We start from the raw sequence: 21,071 nt of genomic DNA on the forward strand, positions 1-21,071 counted from the left end.
TCTCATTATTCACCTCTATTTTGTCATCTAAGTTTCTGAGTATTGAAGCTACTACCTTCTGTTCCTTCAGTGACGGTAATTCCACTTCAATGTCATCAAATGTGTCGTGCGTAATAGTATCAAACACCGAGCCGTGAGTATTCTTTTTCAAAACCACCACATTGTGCTTAATCAAGTAATATAGATATTCCGCATCAACAAGGCCTTTTTTCGCCCGAAGCCCGTAACACGACTGGTTAAAAGCCATTGGAAATGGAATCATCGCCATCTCTCCGACAGTGCCACGTGCTGAAATTATCGAATCATTACGCTTAAGCATTTTCGTCGAACTATTATCCAGCCCGGCTTGTGTAATGGCTTTCTCTGTTTCATAGACATAGCGATAATCATTGTTAAAGTCTTTTACAGAAAGCCACGGAATATTGCCATTCCAATATTCTGGATTACTTGTTTTCGGAGTTCCACCGCCAATAATATCCATTATTTCGGAGAGTTTATATTTCATACCCAATTGCCCCCAACTTCTTACGAATCTCGTCTTCAAGCTCATGAGAGCGTTCGAACATGTCGGAAAGTTCTGATGTCAGTTTGGTCATTTTCTCATCAAAAGGTTCACCATCATCTTCCTGCTCTTCAATACCAACATAGCGTCCTGGAGTTAAAACATAGTCCTGCTTTGCTATATCCTGAATCGTCGCTACAGAGCAGAAGCCTTTTTCATCTTCAAGCGTGCCGTTCTGGAAAGCCTCAAATGTATCTGCGAGCTTTTGGATATCTTCTTCGGTAAAGTCTCGATGCTTACGATCTACCATGTGTCCCATTTTGCGAGCATCAATAAAGACTGTTTTTCCTTTTTGTTTTTTATTTTTGCTAATGAACCAAAGAGTAACAGGAATTGATACGCTATAGAAGAGTTTCGGTGGAAGAGAAATAATGCCTTCAATCAGATCATCTTCTATAATTTTTTGACGAATTTCGCCTTCACCACAATTCTGTGAGGAAAGAGCACCATTCGCTAAAACCAGACCAATTTTTCCATTTGGTGCAAGGTGATGAATCATATGCTGAATCCAAGCGTAGTTGGCATTACCAGCGGGAGGTGTGCCGTACTTCCAGCGAACATCATCTAATAATTTCTCTTGATTCCATGGACTGTAGTTGAAAGGTGGATTTGCTAATATAAAATCTGCCTTAAGAGTAGGATGCAAATCATTCGTAAAAGTATCTGCTTGATATGGTCCTAAATCTGCATCAATACCACGAATGGCCATATTCATTTTAGCCATTTTCCAAGTATCTGCATTAGCTTCCTGTCCATAAATAGAAATTGAACCACGATTTCCAGAATGAGCTCTAATGAACTTGGCACTTTGTACGAACATACCTCCAGAACCACAACAACAGTCGTATACACGACAGTTATCAAATGGTTTCAAGATAGAAACCAGTGTCTTTACAATACTTGATGGCGTATAGAATTCACCGCCACTTTTACCTTCTTTTTCAGCAAACTTAGCTATGCAGTATTCATAAGTGCGACCAAGCAAGTCCTCGCTTTGCTTATTATCACTCATATCAATTCTATTAGTGAAAATGTCTACCACATCTCCTAATACTTGTTTATCAAGATCAGGACTGGCGTAATTTTTTGGTAGGACATCCTTTAATGTTTTATTTTCTGCTTCTATGGCTCTCATAGCATTATCGATAATAGATCCTATTTCTGGAGTATGAGCAGCTTTTGCAATGGTATCCCAACGAGCTTCTTTTGGAACGAAAAAGACATTTTCCATGGTATAAGCATCACGATCGTCTTCAAATCCATCTCCCTCAGCAACGAGTTCTTGATATCGCTTATCAAAAGCAGAAGAAACATAGCGAAGAAAAATGAGCCCAATGATTACTTGACGATATTCTGCAGCAGGGATATGCCCCCATAAAACGCAAGCTGCATCCCATAAATGTTTTTCAAATCCGATATTGGCATTTGTTTTATTTGTCATTTACATTAACCTCTCCATATTTATATCAAATAGCAACTAATTTCTAGTGTAATTTTCTACCACCATCTCAAAAAAATCCTTATTTATGCTACATTTACCCTACAGTAAATATATCAACTTACAATCATTAATTCTTTCGTAGCTATTATATCGATATTTATTGCTATTAACAACACAACGTTCACTCCCCCTTTGCATCACCCACACAAAAAGCCCCCAAGCTCCATTGAGCTCAGAGGCTTTGATTGACTTTACGTTAATTAGTCATTTTTTACTTCTTCTTTGTGTTTAGGTCTTAAAGTCGTACCCCAAATTGTAATTTGACGTAAGTGTGCAAGTGGTAAGTCTTGTTCATCATAAATAGTTCTCCACCATTCCCATGCCAAGCCTGTGCATTCTTGAATCTTAACATTCAAATGACGAACGTTTCCTTTCAAGTTGATTTCAGTACTGAAGCCTGATGTACGGCCACGACCATTGTCAGCCCATGTATGGTGTGTTAAAACTTCACGACCATTGCTATCGTAACTTACTTCATCCCAATCAACGAAGAATCTTGCAACATAAGCACCTTTATGGTTCAATATCAATTTACCATTTGAATATTCAGTTACTTTAGTAGCAATATAATCAGCGGTATTGTTGATTACTGCAACTTGGTTGTCCTTTAAGAATGATGTGCCATATGATACAGCAACACCTGGGTTAGAACTATCAAATTTGCTACCTTTTTGAATTAATTCTTTCAAAGTGTTAATATCACCACGAACAACTTCTGTTGCATCCCCAGAGTTACCACCTAAAATAACAGCTACAACACTAGTATTCTTTAAAATATGATCATATTCACTATTAGGAGCAATCTTTACGCCCTTAATAGCAGCATCAAAAGCTGCTTGAACTTTATCACTCTTGCTTGTTGTTTCCAACTTAATGTACATAGAACGTCCATAAGATACACTAGAAACATAAACTAAAGGTGTCTTAGAATTAATACCACGCTTTTGAAGATCCTTAGCTGTTACATGTGCATCAAATACATCACCTGGATTTTCAGGTGCATCAACACTGGCAGTGTAGTAAATTTGCTTAAAGTTAACAATTGATGCTTGTTTCTCACCATTATGAATAGCGTCAAAATCAATCTTCAATGGAACACTAATTTTAGCAAAGTCAGCACCAAATTTAACTTTTAATTGGTCCATGCTTTGAGCACTAGTTGTATCATATTCAATTCTGGCAGGAATGGCGTGATTTACTGAATCTTTTGCGATCCACTTTTCAACTAAATCATTAACAGCACTATTTACAGAGCTAGTTGTTGGATGAGCAACTAATTTGGCATTAGTGTTGTCAGTCATACCTGGAAGGTCAACGCTTACAGTTATAGGAGCACGTCTTAATGAAACAAGTGTAGGATTGTTTTCAATCAAATTATTGTCTGCCTTGAAAAGAGCACCTGCAAAAACACGACTATCATTAGCAGTAGTTACTGAAATACTTGATGTACTGTTAGAAATGGTCTTCTTTTGTTTTTCAACAACCACAAATCGACCGTTGTTATCAGTAGTGGTTTCATGTGCAAAATGATTTGTTAACATGTCACCTTGTCTTGTCAAAACAGCTTGTGAATCATAATCAAGTCCCAATAAATAATCATTAACTGACATTGGTTCTTCAGTATTATGTTTTGCTACAATAGCTGTTTTTGGCTCAGTATTAGTAGCAGCTTGTGCAGGCTTAGTAGCCGTAACTAATGATAATTCTAACAATGCAAGTGAACTAGCATAAATAATCTTTCTTAATCCTTTTTTATTCATTTTAATATACCCTTTCAAAAATAAATGTAAACGTTTACCTAGCTAATTAGTGTACAATATCGCACGTATCATAACAAGAGTTTTTTTGAATGTAATATTTTTGTAATATCTTTGGATATTAAAATGTATGAGCATAATATTTAAAAAATTAATATTTTTTTGCTAAAATATATTGTAGTAGTTTAATTGAGGAGGAATACAATGGCCGAACAAAAAACAGTATATTTTGGTGCAGGTTGGTTTTCTGATGTGCAAAATAGAGCATATAAGGATGCTATGGATGCTCTTGCTGCGAATCCAACCATCAATTTAAAAGATAGTTATATACCTTTAAATAATCAATACAAGGGTATTAGAGTTGATGAACATCCTGAATATTTACATGATAAGGAATGGGCTCAAGCTACTTACAATGGTGATTTGATTGGCATCAGATCTAGTGATATTATGCTGGGAGTATATGTTCCAGATGAAGAAGATGTTGGCTTAGGCATGGAATTAGGTTATGCCCAAGGTCAAGGTAAATACATCTTGCTAGTAATACCAGATGAATTTTATGGTAACCCTATCAACTTGATGAGCTGGGGTGTTGCTGATAATATTATTCCGATGAGCAAATTAAAGGACTTCAACTTTAATCAACCCCGCTTTGATTTCTACGATGGAGCTGTATATTAAGATAAGGTCCAAACTTTATAACCCCCGAGATTTTTCTTGATTTTGAGGGGTTTTATTATGTCAAAATTTTCTAAATAGCATTAAAAAACCATATTTCGATATTTTACCGAAATATGGTTTTAAAAAGCTTAATTAATATTCAATTTCTTTAAAGTTTCAGCTACAAGTTTGGCATTGTCTTCAAATGTTTCAGAAACATAACAAGCTTCATTAGCTAATTCTTTAACATCTTCTAAGCTGATCTTTTTCATCAAACTACGGATACGCAAAATTGATGTCGCACTCATAGAATATTCATCAAGTCCCATGGATAACAAGATAGGGAACATGACACTATCACCTGCGGCTTCACCACACATACCACACCAAATACCATTTTGATGTGCACCATCTATAGTATTCTTAATTAGACGCAATACTGATGGATTATATGGTTGATATAGATATGAAACTCCATCATTACCACGATCAGCAGCCATTGTATATTGAATTAGATCGTTAGTTCCGATTGAGAAGAAATCTACTTCTTTAGCAAATTGATCAGCTAAAATTGCTGCTGCAGGAACTTCAATCATCATACCTACTTGAAGATCTTCGCCTATCTTAACATTTTTAGCCTCTAACTCTGCTCTAACTTCAGCTAAAATTGCCTTAGCTTTACGCAATTCAGTTAAGGTACCAATCATTGGGAACATAATTCCCAACTTACCATAGGCAGACGCACGCAATAATGCACGTAACTGAGTCTTAAAAATATCCTTATTGTGCATTGATAAACGAATCGCACGCAATCCTAAAAACGGATTCATTTCTTCAGGCAAATCCCAGTAATCAAGGTGCTTATCGCCACCTATATCACAAGTTCTAATAATAACTTGTTTGCCCTTCATACCTTCAATAACAGCCTTATATGCTTCAAATTGAGCATCTTCTGTTGGAAAATCAGATGAATCCATGTATAAAAATTCTGTTCTATATAAGCCAACAGCTTCAGCACCATTTTCCAAAACACCTTTCATATCATCAGGCGTTCCGATATTAGCTGCAATAGTAAAGTGCTTACCGTCTGCAGTTTGTGATGGCTGATCCTTTAATTTCTTCCATTCTGCTTTTTGTTCAGCAAATTTACGTCCCTTTTCGTCGAATGAACTGATCTCTGCGGCAGATGGTTCGATAAGAACGTTACCATCCAGTCCGTCAGCAATTACCATTTGTCCATTATTAACATCTTGTGTAATTGTATTCGTACCAACTACAGCTGGAATTTCCAGTGAACGAGCCATAATAGCTGAGTGAGCTGTACGACCTCCAATATCTGTGATAAAGCCCTTAACATATTTCTTGTTCAATTGAGCAGTATCACTAGGAGTTAAATCGTGAGCAATAACAACAACTTCGTGATCAATAGTTGCTGGATCAGGCAAAGTTACACCCAACAAATGAGCCATAATTCTCTTAGAAACATCTCGCACGTCTGCAGCACGTTCTTGCATATATGCATTATCAGTCATTGATTCAAAGATGCTAATAAAATTATTTGATATTGCATCTAAAGCAGCTTCAGCGTTAATACTATTGTTCTTGATTTCATTTTCAATAGCTCCGGAAAATTCCGGATCACTCAAAAATAAAAGGTGAGCATCGAAAACTTGTGCTTCCTCCTCACCTAAATTTTTCTTAGCTTGATCTCGAACAGCTTCAAGTTCCTTGGTAGACTCATCAATAGCCTCCTTAAATCTTGATACTTCTGCTTCAAGATCAGTTACTTTTGACTTAGAAAATGAAAGGTCAGGTTCTACCAAAAGGTAGGCTGGTGCAATTGCAATGCCTTCACTAGCTGCAATTCCCTTTAATTTTTCAGTCATTATTCAGCTAAGCCTTCCTTTTTCATTGTATCTGCAATTGCATCAATTGCTTCTTTTTCGTCATCGCCTTCAGCAGAAATTGAAATCTCTGAGCCTTGACCAACACCAAGTGACATAACACCCATAATTGATTTCAAGTTTACTGATTTACCACTGTATTCCAAGTTAATATCAGAGCTGAACTTTGAAGCAGCTTGCACTAATAATGTTGCTGGACGGGCATGGATACCTGTTTCAGCAATAACTTTAAACTCGCGTTTTTCCATTTTAGTATCTCCTTTAAATCCTTAATAGGGATCACACCCTGTACGAATACTAGATTATCATTTTTCAAGCTAGAAAACAACAACAATGTAATTGTTTTCAATATTTATTTATCGCTATCTATTCATTTTATTTTGCTAGTCGATATATAATACTACCTCCCACTTGAGCAACTCCTTGAATTTCACTGCGACGTTGAAAATTACGCAAAACACGTTGAAATTCAAAAGCTGTTTGCGGTTCTACCTTATATTCTGCTAATTCACCATTTACTATCTTTTCTAAAATTTCTTGATAATCCATATTTATCACTCCCACTACCAACCACATATTCTATCATTTTTTATCTTAGTATGCGAAATTAGCACTTGACATGTTAGAGTGCTAAAGACTAGAATATGAATTATAAAATATCGAAAGTGAGGTTTTTTTATATGCTCTGTCAAAATTGTCATCAACGGCCTGCTTCAATTCATCTATACTTGAACAATAATGGAGAAAACCGTGAAATAGCGTTATGTGAAGATTGTTATCAATTATTAAAAAATGAAAATGGATCTGCTAATATGAATAACTTCTTTAGCAGTTTTAACGACTTATTAGGTTCTTTAGGAGGTAGCACTCAAGATTTTGATCAACCAGGAGATAATTCTCCAAAGAAAAATAAAGCTAACAATGGATCAGACTCCCTACTTAATCAATATGGTATTGATTTAACAGCTTTAGCTAAACAAGGGAAAATCGATCCAGTAGTTGGTCGAGATAAAGAGATAGCTAGAGTAATTGAAATTCTTAACCGTCGTACTAAAAATAATCCGGTATTGATTGGTGAAGCTGGTGTAGGTAAAACAGCCGTAGTCGAAGGACTTGCTCAACAAATTATCGATGGATCTGTACCAGCTAAATTACAAAACAAAAAAATAATTTCATTAAATATGGTTTCTTTAGTGCAAGGAACTAGCTTACGTGGTCAATTCGAGCAACGGATGCAACAACTAATTAAGGAACTAGAAAGTGATCCTAATATCATCTTATTTATCGATGAAATTCATGAATTAGTAAATGCTGGTAACGCTGAAGGTGGAATGGATGCAGGCAATATCATCAAACCTGCCCTAGCTCGTGGCGATTTCCAATTAGTTGGTGCTACTACTATCAAAGAATATCGTCAAATTGAAAAAGATTCAGCTTTGGCTAGAAGATTTCAACCTGTTGAAGTTAAAGAACCAAGTATTGAAGAAACTATTAAAATATTACAAGGTATCAAGAAGAAATATGAAGATTATCATCATGTAACCTACACTGATCAAGCAATAGTTAGTGCAGTTACCCTATCTTCAAGATATATTCAAGATCGCTTTTTACCAGATAAGGCTATCGACTTACTTGATGAAGCTGGATCTCGTATGAATTTAACCATTCCTTATGTTGATGATGCTAAATTAAAAGAACGTGTCGAAGCTGCACAAGAATTAAAACAAACAGCATTAAAGAATGAAGACTACGAAAAAGCTGCTTATTACCGTGATCAAATTGAAAAATATGAGAAATTAAAAGATCAAAAAGTTGATCCTGATAAGACACCTGTTATTTCTGAAAAGGTTATGGAGAAAATCATAGAAGAAAAGACAAATATTCCAGTTGGTGATTTGCAAAAGCAAGAACAAATGCAATTAAAGAATTTGGCTGATGATCTCAAAAAGCATATTATTGGTCAAGATAAAGCAGTTGACGTCATCTCTAAAGCAATTAGACGTAACCGTGTCGGCTTTAACAAGTCAGGTAGACCGATTGGTTCATTCCTATTTGTTGGACCTACAGGCGTTGGAAAAACAGAATTAGCTAAGCAATTAGCTAAGCAAATGTTTGGTACCGAAAAATCCATGATTCGCTTTGATATGAGTGAATATATGGAACAATATTCAGTTTCTAAATTAATCGGCTCTGCACCAGGATATGTTGGTTATGAAGAAGCTGGACAATTAACTGAAAAAGTCCGTCATAACCCTTATAGTTTAATCTTATTTGATGAAATTGAAAAAGCACATCCCGACGTGTTACATCTATTTCTTCAAATTCTTGACGATGGTCATTTAACAGACTCACAAGGTAGAACTGTTTCATTTAAAGACACTATTATCATTATGACATCTAATGCTGGACAAGGAATTAAGTCTGCTAGTGTAGGCTTTTCTGCAGAAAATAACCATAATGAACAGTTCAAAAAAGTTCTGGGTCAATATTTCAAACCAGAATTTTTAAACAGACTAGATGACATTGTTGAGTTTGATCCATTAAGCAAGGAAAGTTTAATCAAAATCGTAGATCTAATGTTAGACAAGACTAATGAAATGATCAAAGATCAAGACTTACATATCAATGTCACACCAGAAGCCAAAGATTTACTAGTTGAAAAAGGATATGATCCTGATATGGGAGCACGTCCATTGCGTCGCGTGATTCAAGCTATGATTGAAGACAAAGTCGCAGATTATAAGCTTGACCATCCGACAGCAAAGAATTTAACTGCAAAAAGACATGAAAACGATATCATAATTGTTGAAGATAATCAGTAAATAAGCGTATACTAAAAGGAGAAATATTTTCAACTTTTAGAAGGTGTGTAAGAAATGCATTTAATTGATGTTACAAATACTTATCGTGATTTGATTGAAAGACAGTTATCAGCCACCAGCAGTCAGTACATTAAGGTATATTCACTGGGAAATATAACTGTAGTCTATACTGAAACAAGTACTAAAATCGAAATTGTACTCGAAAATCATAGACGTGGTATTCATGAAGATGAAATTCAATTTGTCATTAAACGTTTAATTCATGAAGATAAAATTTATAACATTTCAATGGATCAGAGTCGTAAAATCATTTCAATTACCTGTGATAAGTAAAACGAATGTCTTATTTTAACTATTTTAACCATACTTCGATATTTACCGAAGTATGGTTTTTTGTGTCCTTTTATTCATGGCTACTTAGTTCTTAAATTTAAGCATAATAAAAACCTCCAAACTCTTTAGCAAATTTGGAGGTTATTATCAAAAGATACTACTATTTTATGATTCAGTAATTATCAGTTCTTATCTTGATCCCATATTTTCTTAATAGCTGGAATATCACCTATTTTATCAATATTTTCTTTATCCATAACTATCATATTATTGTTGCCAGCTGATAATTTTGTAAAAGCTACTATACTCTGATTTCTGAAATATCCTTCAGACGCTTTGGATAAAGTCTCTTGTAATTTATTTATACGATATGCTTCCGCATCAGCTTCTGTCTTAATTGCCTCAGCTTTTGCTTTTGCAGTTGCTATTAAGGCATCATTATTTGCCTTAGTCGTCAAGCGAATATTTTCGGCTTCACCTTCTGCTTTAGCAATTGTTGCCGTCTTTTCACGGTCAGCTGTTAATTGTTTATCCATTGCAGCTTGAATCTGTTTACTAGGTAATAGTTCATCTACATTAATTCTAATAACGCTAATACCATATATATCTGTTAAATCACCTATAGCCTTAGATAATTCATTATTAATAGCACTTGTGGATCCTAAAGCATCATTTAAATCCATACGTCCAATAATATCACGCAAATGTCCACGCACTAATTGAACCATAGAAGTTTCTGAATCTGTATTATTGTAAAAATATTTAAAACTATTAGTAACCTGATAGTTCAATGTCAAGCTGGTCGATATTTCTGCATTATCCTTAGTGATAATTGAATATCTACTAATTTCTAAAGGTTGTAAGGCCATTGAAACTTTCTTAACTCGCTGAAAAAAAGGTATTTTAAATGTTAGTCCAGCTTTAACAGTTTTAGTATATTTACCAAGCGTCTCAATTAATCCTTCATAATTTTGAGGTACTATAGTTGTACAACCACTAGTTAATATGACAAGCAAGACGATAAAAATTATAATTTTCAAATCAAGTATCATTTTAAATTCCATAATTATTCACCTCTTAATAAAAAATATTATAGGAGATATTATACATAATAAAAACAAAAAAAGCATCTGATTTAACAACCAAATGCTTTTAAAGTTTATTTATTAAAATAATAAATATTCAACATGTACCTCCTAAATTTATAGAGGAATTAATTATTTAAAATGAATTTCTCAAAATTAAACATTTTCATGACAACGCAAAAAACTATAATATCTAATAATATTAAAACTATAATTAAAATTACTGTCTCAAAAACACCTAAGATTAACACCCCGGTAGCTTGAGAAATGAGCATACCAAATATCGGAGCTACAATTATCATGGATACTCCTTGAGCTGACTTGCTATTCTTCAAATATTGCGAACTACCAATAACTAACAATATTGATAATAAGACAAGCAGTGGAGAAATCAAAATTGTAACTAATAACCATGTCATATTAGGTAGGATTATATGTTTGAAATATCTCCAACCTACAGTATTAACAACCAATATATAGACTAAAACAGAAACGGTAGAAATAGTAACTGCAGGTGCTGCACAACCTAATGCTTTTCCTAAAACAAGGACTTTAGTATTGATGGGAGTATATAACAAACCTTCCAAAGTTTTGTGCTCTTTTTCACCAATAAAACTACTGCTAGATAATACTGTAGAAATAATAATGGGTAGTAACATAAATAAAGGTAAAAAAAAGTAAGTAAAAATAACATAAAAAGGTACCGTTCCCCTGGTAAGATAATCTGGGTATTTTATCATCTTAAACTGTTCAATGAACGTATTTAAGCCAACTATGCTAGCTGATACTTCCTTACGAGTACCTAATATAAATAATAAGATTGGTAACACAATACTAAAAATAATTGGAATAATAAGCAATGAGAACATTAATCCTCTATCATTGACTAATTCTCGATATTCCTTATTTATCATAACCTTAAGTTGATGTCTATCCATTGCTATGTCCTCCGATAATTCTAAAGTATATTTCTTTTACTGTTTCTATAACTTTGGAAACTTCATAAATATCATTTCCCTTTAAAACCAAAGTTTTGACAATATCAGCTACTTTATTATCATCATCAACCGATATAATAAATTCATTTTGCATACAATCCGATAGTTCACCATATGAAATCAACTCTTTGATATCTTTAGGATTAAATTTACCCTTAAAATGGACTTTATGTATTTTACACCGCAACCTATCAACTTTATCACTAATAAGTAAATTTCCTGAGGATATGATGCCTATACTATCTACAACACCATCCATACCATACAAATAATGCGTAGACATGATAATAGTAACACCAGCTTTTTTCAGTTTTTTAATGAACTGATAAAACTCATCAATGGCAGCAGGATCTAATCCGGTTGTAGGTTCATCCAAAATTAAAACCTCTGGACTATGGAACATAGCTCTAGCTAACATCACTTTCTGTTTATTTCCTTTACTTAGACTGCCTACGGGCATATCAATATAGTTTTCTAAGTGAAACATTTTCTTCAAATCATCTATGCGTTTTTTTATAATTTTTGAATTTAATCCATATATTTCTCCCCATAATATTAAATTTTCTTTAGCAGTTAGATTTTCATATAAATTACCATCATTTTGAACACCAACACGTAATAACAAATCAGGTCTAGATTTATCTGTTAATTTTTCACCAAAAAGCCTAATAGTTCCCGTGTCGGGTTTTAACAAACCTAAAATTATACGAATTAAAGTCGTTTTTCCTGCTCCATTAGGCCCTAACAATGCAAATACTTGTCCTTTATCAATACGTAAGGAGACATTATTAATGACTTTTTTTGAACCAATTACTTTATTAATTTCACTTATCTCAATTATCATTTTTAACTCCTCTTATACCATACGATGAACCACACCCAAAATATAAAGATAGCTATATAACTAATTAAATTTACTCGTTTTGATTTATCACTAGTAGATCTTACTTTCTTGTAGCTAATAACATTATACCTGCCTTCTTTATCTTTGCGAATACAATTGCAAGCCATAATATCTACCATATTTTTTACAATAATAATTAGCAAGAGAACAAATCTATAGTAATAGGGCTCAAAAAAAGCATCTGATTTAACAACCAAATGCTTTTAAAGTTTATTTATTAAAATAATAAATATTCAGCAGGAACCCACTGCTTTTGTGTACCTAATCTATAACATAAACGTCCATTAATTATTTTTTTAGCTACAAGTTTATAACTATTGCCTTGAATTAAAAATTGACCTGTATAGTTACCATTATCATCCAACATCGCAACTTGATAATCAGGATGACCATTGACATGAACTTTAACAACTCCTGTAACAGGTGTCTCTTTAATAGCTTTATTATCAACTACCTTAACAGATTCAGCAGCAACCCATTGTTTTTGAGTACCTACTCTGTAGAATAATTTACCATTGATAACTTTAGCACCCCATATCTTCCAATATGTGCCCTTATTAAGCAGGATATTTGTATTATGTCCATCTTTATCAAATAAGTCTACGTTTTGGTTAATATATAATACACCAATTACTGGCTTTTCTGTTTTAGTAAAAATAATACCGTCGCTCTTAGCTGTATCTATCAAAATGTATTGATTTGTTCCAACTCTGTAGAACTTCATCCCACCAATTTCTGTGATACGATCGATTTTCCAACGACTGCCAGCAGGCAAAACCTTATCTGTTGCACTACCATTGCTATCAAAAATGGTACTGTCTTTTTGGATATTAACAACACCAACAATTGTATTTTCTTGATCATTAGAATCTTTTAAGATCTCTTGAGATATTTCTGGCTCAGTTACAGTTTCAACTGATTCTTGTGGCGTATTAGATTCAACATCAGATTCTGCTTCAAGATCAGCCTTTATTTGGTTCACAACATCATTATCTAATTTATAAGGAGCAGTACCGCCTTCATTAGCGTAGTTTTTAATTGCTTCAGCAATTATATCACGTAGATCTTTCTTATTGCCTTGTTGATATTGTTTGATTGCCTGAATAGTAGCTTCATCTAGCTTATATGAAACTAATTGATCTACATTAACATGAGCTATGGCATCAGCTATCATATCAACAAGTAATTTTTTATTGCCTTGCTTAAACTCGACAACAGCCTTCATGACATCATCACTTAATTTATATGATGTCAATTTTTCTATATCTGCATGAGCTATGGCATCTAAAACCTTTTTACTTAAATCAATTTCTGGTTCTTTTTTATCTTTAATATAATTTTCTATTTCTGTCATAATATCTTTTTTCAACTGTTGAAATGCAATCTTATCTGCCTCCGTCTTAGCTATTTTATCATTTAATTGATCAACTAATACGGATAATTTTTGAGATTTGGCTTTTTCGTTAGCAATTTCATCTTTTAATTGTTGTAATTCAGTCTGAGCTGACTCCATTTTAGCTATTTTATCATTTAATTGATCAACTAACATGGTCAATTTTTGAGATTTGGCTTTTTCGTTAGCAATTTCATCTTTTAATTGTTGTAACGCAGTCTGAGCCGCCTCCATTTTAGCTATTTTATCATTTAATTGATCAACTAATACAGATAATTTTTGAGATTTGGCTTCTTCTTTAGCGATTTCATCTTTCAACTGTTGAAATGCAATCTTATCTGCATCTAAATGTGCAATTAGATCATTTATTTTATCTTTGTCACTTATCTTCTTGATAACTAATGTACTTAATCCAGGCAAAATAGTAGTTTTGGCACCGACAGTATGGTCATCACTACTTAATAAAATCTTGCCACCTGTTAAATCAACACTAGTAAATTGGTTAGCTTTTTCATTAACGTTGAATATAACATACATTGTACTATCAGCTGATTTAATTTCAAAGGCAAATACACCATTTTCACCTTTAACTATAGGTGTGATATTTTTCTTTATCTCATCATATGTACTCATTCTGAATGCAGGACAAGTCTTTCTTAATTGCACAAGTTTTTGGAAATATGACACTAAGTCCTTATTTTGTTCTACTCGTTTCCAATCTATTTCATTAACTGTAATATCAGCATTATAAGAATTAGCATTTCCATTCTTGGTACGTAATGCTTCTTGACCTGAATGGAATAATGGCACACCTTGTGACAACATGATCATAGAATCAGCTAATTTAGCACGTTTAACAAACTCTGCAGCATTAGCATTAGGCAAATGAGCTTTTAATGCATCATATAAAGTTAAATTATCATGACACGTTGAATAATTAATAACCTGCCCTGGATTAAGGTAATTGTGTTTATTAAATCCTTGACTACCCATAAATCCTTTAACAAAAGCAGCTGCATCTTCTTGATAATGACTGACGCCATTTTTATCTTTATCAGTCAGGTTACCTTGTGCTAACCCAGATCTTGCATTACCAAAGGATCCACTCTCACCAATTACAGCGTTTCTCAAATTGTCGCCAAAAAAGCCGACATTTGGTATCAAATTAGCATGAACATAACTAGCTTCTTTAGGCCGTTCATTTGGCTTTATTTCCCAACCTTCACCATAAATTAAAGTTCCAGGATTGATTTTGTTAATTTCCTTGTAGACTTCCGCCATCGTATCAGTATCAAGGACGCCCATTGTATCAAATCTAAAACCGTCTATATGATAATTCTTAGCCCAATATTTAACGGAATCAACGATATATTTTCTAACCATTCTTCTTTGGCTAGCTACAGCATTACCCATACCAATGTCGTCAACCATGTTACCATTATCATCATATTTGAAATAATATCCAGGAACGACTTTATCAAATGCTTGTTTATCTAATCCATAAACATGATTATAAACGACATCCATAACTACACGTAAACCTTGTTTGTGCAGAGCATTTATCATTTCTTTCATCTCTAAAATACGTGCAGCAGGATCCGCAGGTTTAGAAGAATAACTACCTTCAGGAACATTGTAATTAACCGGATCATAGCCCCAATTGTAGGCATTAGATGGATGAGCTTCATCAATGGAGCCAAAATCATACATAGGTAAAAATTGGACGTGAGTAACTCCTAATTTCTTCAAATAATCTAACCCAGTTGGATAACCAGTATCAGTTTTGGTCCCTTCTTGAGTCAATCCTAAAAATTGACCAGGATGTTTAACATTAGCATTTTTATCAGCTGTTAAATCTCTGACACCAGCTTCATATATAATAGCGTCAGTTGGTTTAGTGAAGGCTGGCATTTTAATAAAATCAGCTGGTTTGATATTATCAACATCTTCAATTACACTACGAACTCCATTAATGGTAGTAGCAGTGGAATAAGGATCATCTGTCGTCGTTACATGCCCATCAGCAAATTCTAATTGGTAATCATATGCCCAGCCTTTGTAATCCTGATCAGTCAATGTAGTACTCCAAACACCCTTATCACCACATGTTAAGGCAATAGTTTTATCAGGTTGTGAACTGTTGTCTAAGTTTTTATACAAACGTAAGGTTACTTTAGTTGCAATTGGTGACCATAATTTAATAGTAGTTTTGTCTTTGCTATAAGTTGAACCTAAATCATCATTTGCATAAAAGTACTTATCATCAAAATCTTTAGAGCGAACATACGATCTAACATCAATAGCCTTAGGATTGCCACAGAAAGCTATGCGGCTATTAACACCTAATTCTAAGCTATTCTTCAAAGTAACCTTAAAAGTATCACTTAGATTATCTGTACCATTAACAGCTTCGACTTTAGTAATTTCATTATTCTGAGCTTTTAATAATTGCTTTACTAAATCTGGACTTAATTGCTCATTAGTCTTAATTTTGACGACATGATCACTATCCATGTTAGCCATAGATAAAATGAAATCCTTACGAGCACTATATTCAGTATAGTGAGGTAAATTATCCACATCATTTAAGTAAACATCCGTAATTTGACCTTTTGGTGATGGTGTAACTTTGTATACTTGCTTGCCATTAGAAATATTTATTTGATGTAAATCTTGACCGGTAATGGTAATTTCACCGACTTTATCACCATTAGCTTCAGATTTATCTAACGTAACTGTTTGCTTAGAAGCTTGCTTGTCATCAGCCCAAACTGACATCGTTTGCGGTGCTTCATCCCCAAAATAATGTAACTTAAGTTTGACATCTTTAAAGCTTGGCGTTACTACTTGAGTTTCATCTTTACCAGCTGCATACCAAACCTCGACTTTACCACTATCATCTGTATTAACTATACGGTCTGCTTTAGTTTTTCCATCTTTGGACCAATCTTTTTGACCCTTGATTAAAAATCCTACTTTATCAGAATGATCAATATTAAATTCAGCATAATGACCATAGTCATCTTCTTTGTCAAATGAATATTGTTTACCACCTTTACCAAAAGGCCAGCACCATAAAGCCCATTTAGAAGCATCACCATTGTAATGAACAATAACTTTAGTACTTGCAACTATTTGCTCTTTAGAAAAGTCTACTTGCTCTTTTTTAGCAGCTATTTTTTTCAACTTTTCAATCAGTTTAGTATCTTGTTGAGCTTTTTTCTTATGATCAATTACTTTTTTAGCAGCACTAGCTGTATAATAAACATTTTTATCACCAGCTACCAAATAAATATTGGTTTTATCTCCTGGCAACGGTGTAAATTCATGCTGTTGGTTGTCATTAATAATAACTTTGTTAAATTCTTTATTATCAGTAGCTTTTAGCTCAATTTCACCTTGTTTCATAGTTTTAGTAGCATCTTCTTTTAATGAAAGATCAGCTTGCTTATCCTCAATATCTGTTCCAACTTTAACAGAAGCTGGAGCATCACTACCCAGGTAGTTAATTTCAATATTAGCTTTTTTAAACTTCGGCGTTACTGTTTGAGCTTGATCACTACCTTCTTTGTACCAAACTTCGGCTTTACCACTCAAATCAGTAGTAATTTGTCGATCATTGTTTGAACCATCTTTATGCCAATTACTATCTTTGATCAGCACCCCAATTTTTGAGTGTTCACCAGGCATATCGATAATTTTATAATTACCATACTCATCTTTGCCATCCCACGGATATTCTTTGCCATCTACTTTATCGGTGCCATTATCAACCCATGTATATAATTTCCATTTATTGCCATCGCCTTGATAATGAACAATTACCTTGGTTGTTTTTTGGTTGATATCAGCAGATCTATCGGTAGGTGCCTTTATCAGGCTAACATTATTGTTATTTTTAATATTATTATTTACGGCATCAGCATTTACTGTACTTACACTAACTACTAATCCCAAAATTGTACTTGTACATAAAAATGTTATCTTTTTCTTATCGATTTTAAAATTCATAGACTATTTGCCTTTCTAAAAGAAACTTATATTAGCAATTGTAGTGTAAGCGTATACATTTGTCAAAACACGAAATGCAAAAAAAATTCGGTTATCAATCTAACCGAATCTGTTAATATTATTATTTATTTTGTTCCAGCAAGGCTTCATATGCAACTTCATATTTGGTAATATCGCCAGCACCCATGAAAACTAGAACAGCATCTTTAAACTTAGTTAAATCAGCTATATTGTCCAAAGATATTACCTCTGAATTAGGAATTCTTTTCGTTAAATCTTGGCTTGAAATATTACCATGATTTTCTCGAGCAGAACCAAAAATTGGTGTCACATATGCATAATCAGCAGTTTTTAAAATCTCAACAAATTGATCAGCAAATTCTGCAGTTCGTGAATATGTATGTGGCTGAAAAATCGCAACTAATATTTTGTTAGGATATTTTTGTCTAGCAGCTTGCAAAGTAGCCTTCATTTCTGTTGGATGGTGTGCATAATCATCAATAATATTAATCTTGCCATATGATTTTTCACTAAAGCGACGTTTAGCTCCCTTATAAGTTAACAATGCTGCTCGCACTAAATCTAATGATTCTTTTTCAATATATGCTACCGCAATTACAGCAGTAGTATTTAAAATATTATGATCACCGAACAAATGTATTTCAAATTGTCCTAATTCAATATCGTGATACTTAACTTTGAAAGTAGAACCTGTAATATTTTTTTGAATATCATAAGCTTGAAAATCATCAGTATTATTAAAACCATAAGTATATTTAGGAATAGATACTTGGATATTATTCAATCGGGTGTCATCGCCCCATACAAATAAGCCTTTTTTGGTTTGCTCGGCAGCAGTTTGGAAAGCAGATGCATAATCATCACGATCTTTAAAATAATCAGGATGGTCAAAATCAACATTGGTCATAATTTGATAATCAGGATGATATGCTAAAAAATGACGGCGATATTCATCAGCTTCATAAACAAAAAAGCGTGAATCTTTAATTGCTTTTCCAGTACCATCACCAATCAAAAATGAAGTTGGTGCTAATTGTCCTAAAACATGTGCTAACAACCCCGTAGTTGAAGTTTTACCATGTGAACCAGATATACCAATACTTGTATGCTGTGCAATAATTTCCTGAACAGTATCAGGATAAGATTGCCAGACAATTTTTTTATCAATGCATGCTTTGACTTCAACATTTTCTTCTTTAAAAGCATTTCCTTTAATAATTACTTGCCCTTGATCTTTAATATTATTAGCATCAAACGGTGTTATTTTTATTCCTTTAGCAAGTAAAGGATCTTGCGTAAAAGTATGCTTTTCAATATCTGATCCAGCAACATGATACCCCATATCATGCAAAATCAATGCTAAAGATGCCATTCCGGTACCCTTTATTCCAATAAACCAATATTCTTTTGTCTTATCTAACATAGCTAACCCCGATTTTTTATCTTCTTAGCAAAAATTACAATGTGATTTGTCCACATGCCAATAATTCATCACATTTTGTAGGTTCAAATTCGTCTCCAACTTTGAATGTATCAGGTACAACCAAAATTCCACGTTTTTGTGGAGCATGTGGCAAGCCCAATTCACGAGCCGAACAAATCATTCCACTTGATTTTACACCACGTAATTCACCAGGCCAAATTTGTTGACCATTTGGCATCAAAGTTCCAGGTAAAGCAACAACTACTTTTTGTCCTTGTTGAATATTAGGTGCACCACAAACGATTTGATATTCATCATCCCCTACATTAATTGTAGTTACATGTAAATGATCAGAATCTGGATGTGGTTCACAAGTTTTTACAAATCCATAAACTAAAGTAGGCTTTCCTAATTCTAATTTGTCGTCAAATCCTGCTTTAGTTAGCTGATCATTCAAAATATCAAGTAACTTTTGGTCAGGTTTTACTTGACCATTTGGTAATTTATCATAATCTAAAAAATCACTAACTTTAAAGAAATTATATCCAACGATTTTACCTTTTTCATCCTTAACTTGGACTATATTATTCTTTTCTTCATATGTGCTACGACCCTCACCTTGATCTAAAATCAAAATGATTGTATCTGGATAACTTTTTTTATTAGTGGAAATTATCATGATTTTCATTTGTCCTTTCTTACATTAACCTAAAGATTTTAAAAAGCTAACTACTTCTTCTTTGGTCTTTCTATCCTTACTTACCAGTCTACCAATTTCTTGGCCATCTTGGTAGGCAACGAAACTTGGAATCCCCAAAATATTCATTTTTTTTGCTAAATCAGTAGCTCCATCAATATCTATATAACAAAACTGATATTCTGTAAACTCTGATACAATCTCCGGTAAAAACATATCCAAAAAGCGACAATCTGGACACCACGAAGCTGAAAACAACAAGACCACTTTGCCTTTAGCTATTTCTCGTTGAAAATCACTTGTCGAAAACTCTGCAAACTTTTTCATCTTTTTTATTCCTTACTTTTAAAAATGTGCATGAACACAATATATCCTATTACCTCGTTCAGCAAACTTATGCTCATACTCTGTCTCAATATTTTGTTTATAAATTTCCGAATTACATTGATGTAAATCTAAACTTACAAAATCAAACAACATACCATAATTATTCATACTTTGTAAACTATATTCAAATAGACCCTGATTATCTGTTTTAAACTCAATATGTCCATTATCTTTTAATACTTGTTTATACTTATCTAAAAAAGATTTATAGGTTAATCGCCTCTTTTCGTGTCTAGTTTTAGGCCACGGATCTGAAAAATTCAAAAAGATAATATCAGCACTTTTTGGTGGCAAATATAAGGCTATATTAGCAGCGTCGGCACACATGATTTGTAAGTTATCTATCTGATCAGCTAACTTCTTACGCAAAATCATCCCTGCAGCTGTAGTTTGCAATTCAACACCGATAAAATTCATCTCAGGATGTTGCTTAGCCCAATTAATAATAAATTGCCCCTTACCAGAACCAATTTCAATAGCTAGTGGCTTAGAAAAGTCAGCAAATCGTTCTTGCCAAGGTATTTTTATTTCAGGATCAGGTTCATTTAAAAGTGCCTCAGGATGTTCAAGCACTAATTTTTGAGCCCATGGTTTATTTCTTAATCTCATACTA

At 33.5% G+C, this 21,071-nt stretch carries 17 protein-coding genes; 3 read left to right on the forward strand and 14 right to left on the reverse strand.

The window, feature by feature from the left end; translation table 11 throughout:
• From HMPREF0520_RS00570 to iny, 3 genes are all read right to left on the reverse strand, one after another.
• The coding region (locus HMPREF0520_RS00570; protein WP_006728952.1) for a restriction endonuclease subunit S at nucleotides 1-505 on the reverse strand (505 nt) is incomplete at its 3' end.
• Nucleotides 495-2,003 carry a class I SAM-dependent DNA methyltransferase gene (locus HMPREF0520_RS00575; protein ID WP_006728953.1) on the reverse strand — a complete coding sequence of 503 codons (1,509 nt, stop codon included), beginning with the start codon at nucleotides 2,001-2,003 and terminating at the stop codon, nucleotides 495-497. The genes HMPREF0520_RS00575 and HMPREF0520_RS00570, both read right to left, overlap by 11 nt.
• 260 nt (nucleotides 2,004-2,263) lie before the next feature.
• Nucleotides 2,264-3,823 (reverse strand): cholesterol-dependent cytolysin inerolysin, encoded by a 1,560-nt coding sequence (gene iny / locus HMPREF0520_RS00580; RefSeq protein WP_006728954.1) that lies wholly within the window; start codon nucleotides 3,821-3,823, stop codon nucleotides 2,264-2,266.
• Nucleotides 3,824-4,024: 201 nt separating this feature from the next.
• Here iny and HMPREF0520_RS00585 point away from each other — a divergent pair, with 201 nt between their 5' ends.
• The gene (locus HMPREF0520_RS00585; RefSeq protein WP_006728955.1) at nucleotides 4,025-4,501 is read left to right on the forward strand and encodes a nucleoside 2-deoxyribosyltransferase; all 477 of its coding nucleotides are present in this window, start codon (nucleotides 4,025-4,027) and stop codon (nucleotides 4,499-4,501) included.
• A 128-nt stretch (nucleotides 4,502-4,629) separates the two neighbouring features.
• Here the strand turns inward: HMPREF0520_RS00585 and ptsP are convergent, their stop codons facing one another.
• The 3 genes from ptsP to HMPREF0520_RS06415 all read right to left on the reverse strand — a co-directional run bounded on the left by ptsP (nucleotide 4,630) and on the right by HMPREF0520_RS06415 (nucleotide 6,933).
• Nucleotides 4,630-6,366 carry a phosphoenolpyruvate--protein phosphotransferase gene (ptsP, locus tag HMPREF0520_RS00590; protein WP_006728956.1) on the reverse strand — a complete coding sequence of 579 codons (1,737 nt, stop codon included), beginning with the start codon at nucleotides 6,364-6,366 and terminating at the stop codon, nucleotides 4,630-4,632.
• Nucleotides 6,366-6,632, reverse strand: coding sequence for a phosphocarrier protein HPr (locus HMPREF0520_RS00595; protein ID WP_006728957.1), 267 nt, complete (start codon nucleotides 6,630-6,632; stop codon nucleotides 6,366-6,368). Before HMPREF0520_RS00595 ends, ptsP begins: the two co-directional genes overlap by 1 nt.
• Before the next feature lie 127 nt (nucleotides 6,633-6,759).
• Complete coding sequence (locus tag HMPREF0520_RS06415; RefSeq protein ID WP_006730393.1) at nucleotides 6,760-6,933, reverse strand: hypothetical protein; 174 nt, start codon at nucleotides 6,931-6,933, stop codon at nucleotides 6,760-6,762.
• Between the two features lie 131 nt (nucleotides 6,934-7,064).
• Here HMPREF0520_RS06415 and HMPREF0520_RS00600 point away from each other — a divergent pair, with 131 nt between their 5' ends.
• On the forward strand, nucleotides 7,065-9,206 hold the full coding sequence (locus HMPREF0520_RS00600) for an ATP-dependent Clp protease ATP-binding subunit (RefSeq protein ID WP_010222155.1): 2,142 nt from the start codon (nucleotides 7,065-7,067) through the stop codon (nucleotides 9,204-9,206).
• A 54-nt stretch (nucleotides 9,207-9,260) separates the two neighbouring features.
• On the forward strand, nucleotides 9,261-9,539 hold the full coding sequence (locus HMPREF0520_RS00605; protein ID WP_006728960.1) for a DUF1827 family protein: 279 nt from the start codon (nucleotides 9,261-9,263) through the stop codon (nucleotides 9,537-9,539).
• A 182-nt stretch (nucleotides 9,540-9,721) separates the two neighbouring features.
• Here HMPREF0520_RS00605 and HMPREF0520_RS00610 read toward each other — a convergent pair whose 3' ends face one another.
• The 8 genes from HMPREF0520_RS00610 to trmB all read right to left on the reverse strand — a co-directional run bounded on the left by HMPREF0520_RS00610 (nucleotide 9,722) and on the right by trmB (nucleotide 21,067).
• On the reverse strand, nucleotides 9,722-10,603 hold the full coding sequence (locus HMPREF0520_RS00610) for an SPFH domain-containing protein (protein WP_006728961.1): 882 nt from the start codon (nucleotides 10,601-10,603) through the stop codon (nucleotides 9,722-9,724).
• Between the two features lie 149 nt (nucleotides 10,604-10,752).
• Nucleotides 10,753-11,562, reverse strand: coding sequence for an ABC transporter permease subunit (locus tag HMPREF0520_RS00615; RefSeq protein ID WP_006728962.1), 810 nt, complete (start codon nucleotides 11,560-11,562; stop codon nucleotides 10,753-10,755).
• On the reverse strand, nucleotides 11,555-12,466 hold the full coding sequence (locus HMPREF0520_RS00620; protein WP_006728963.1) for an ABC transporter ATP-binding protein: 912 nt from the start codon (nucleotides 12,464-12,466) through the stop codon (nucleotides 11,555-11,557). The genes HMPREF0520_RS00615 and HMPREF0520_RS00620 overlap by 8 nt, the downstream gene beginning before the upstream one ends.
• 277 nt (nucleotides 12,467-12,743) lie before the next feature.
• On the reverse strand, nucleotides 12,744-17,930 hold the full coding sequence (gene pulA / locus HMPREF0520_RS00625) for a type I pullulanase (protein ID WP_006728964.1): 5,187 nt from the start codon (nucleotides 17,928-17,930) through the stop codon (nucleotides 12,744-12,746).
• 121 nt (nucleotides 17,931-18,051) lie between these two features.
• Complete coding sequence (murC, locus tag HMPREF0520_RS00630) at nucleotides 18,052-19,374, reverse strand: UDP-N-acetylmuramate--L-alanine ligase (RefSeq protein WP_006728965.1); 1,323 nt, start codon at nucleotides 19,372-19,374, stop codon at nucleotides 18,052-18,054.
• 34 nt (nucleotides 19,375-19,408) lie between these two features.
• The gene (ytpR, locus tag HMPREF0520_RS00635) at nucleotides 19,409-20,053 is read right to left on the reverse strand and encodes a YtpR family tRNA-binding protein (protein ID WP_010222150.1); all 645 of its coding nucleotides are present in this window, start codon (nucleotides 20,051-20,053) and stop codon (nucleotides 19,409-19,411) included.
• A gap of 24 nt (nucleotides 20,054-20,077) precedes the next feature.
• On the reverse strand, nucleotides 20,078-20,398 hold the full coding sequence (locus HMPREF0520_RS00640) for a thioredoxin family protein (protein WP_006728967.1): 321 nt from the start codon (nucleotides 20,396-20,398) through the stop codon (nucleotides 20,078-20,080).
• 18 nt (nucleotides 20,399-20,416) lie between these two features.
• Nucleotides 20,417-21,067 (reverse strand): tRNA (guanosine(46)-N7)-methyltransferase TrmB, encoded by a 651-nt coding sequence (gene trmB, locus HMPREF0520_RS00645; protein ID WP_006728968.1) that lies wholly within the window; start codon nucleotides 21,065-21,067, stop codon nucleotides 20,417-20,419.
• Nucleotides 21,068-21,071: the final 4 nt, after the last annotated feature.

The organism is Lactobacillus iners DSM 13335, from assembly GCF_000160875.1.
Lineage (GTDB): Bacteria > Bacillota > Bacilli > Lactobacillales > Lactobacillaceae > Lactobacillus > Lactobacillus iners.

Coding starts and splice junctions, on each gene's coding strand:
- HMPREF0520_RS00575 (WP_006728953.1), bottom strand. CDS start 2,003: ATGACAAATAAAACAAATGCCAATATCGGATTTGAAAAACATTTATGG.
- iny (WP_006728954.1), bottom strand. CDS start 3,823: ATGAATAAAAAAGGATTAAGAAAGATTATTTATGCTAGTTCACTTGCA.
- HMPREF0520_RS00585 (WP_006728955.1), top strand. CDS start 4,025: ATGGCCGAACAAAAAACAGTATATTTTGGTGCAGGTTGGTTTTCTGAT.
- ptsP (WP_006728956.1), bottom strand. CDS start 6,366: ATGACTGAAAAATTAAAGGGAATTGCAGCTAGTGAAGGCATTGCAATT.
- HMPREF0520_RS00595 (WP_006728957.1), bottom strand. CDS start 6,632: ATGGAAAAACGCGAGTTTAAAGTTATTGCTGAAACAGGTATCCATGCC.
- HMPREF0520_RS06415 (WP_006730393.1), bottom strand. CDS start 6,933: ATGGATTATCAAGAAATTTTAGAAAAGATAGTAAATGGTGAATTAGCA.
- HMPREF0520_RS00600 (WP_010222155.1), top strand. CDS start 7,065: ATGCTCTGTCAAAATTGTCATCAACGGCCTGCTTCAATTCATCTATAC.
- HMPREF0520_RS00605 (WP_006728960.1), top strand. CDS start 9,261: ATGCATTTAATTGATGTTACAAATACTTATCGTGATTTGATTGAAAGA.
- HMPREF0520_RS00610 (WP_006728961.1), bottom strand. CDS start 10,603: ATGGAATTTAAAATGATACTTGATTTGAAAATTATAATTTTTATCGTC.
- HMPREF0520_RS00615 (WP_006728962.1), bottom strand. CDS start 11,562: ATGGATAGACATCAACTTAAGGTTATGATAAATAAGGAATATCGAGAA.
- HMPREF0520_RS00620 (WP_006728963.1), bottom strand. CDS start 12,466: ATGATAATTGAGATAAGTGAAATTAATAAAGTAATTGGTTCAAAAAAA.
- pulA (WP_006728964.1), bottom strand. CDS start 17,930: ATGAATTTTAAAATCGATAAGAAAAAGATAACATTTTTATGTACAAGT.
- murC (WP_006728965.1), bottom strand. CDS start 19,374: ATGTTAGATAAGACAAAAGAATATTGGTTTATTGGAATAAAGGGTACC.
- ytpR (WP_010222150.1), bottom strand. CDS start 20,053: ATGATAATTTCCACTAATAAAAAAAGTTATCCAGATACAATCATTTTG.
- HMPREF0520_RS00640 (WP_006728967.1), bottom strand. CDS start 20,398: ATGAAAAAGTTTGCAGAGTTTTCGACAAGTGATTTTCAACGAGAAATA.
- trmB (WP_006728968.1), bottom strand. CDS start 21,067: ATGAGATTAAGAAATAAACCATGGGCTCAAAAATTAGTGCTTGAACAT.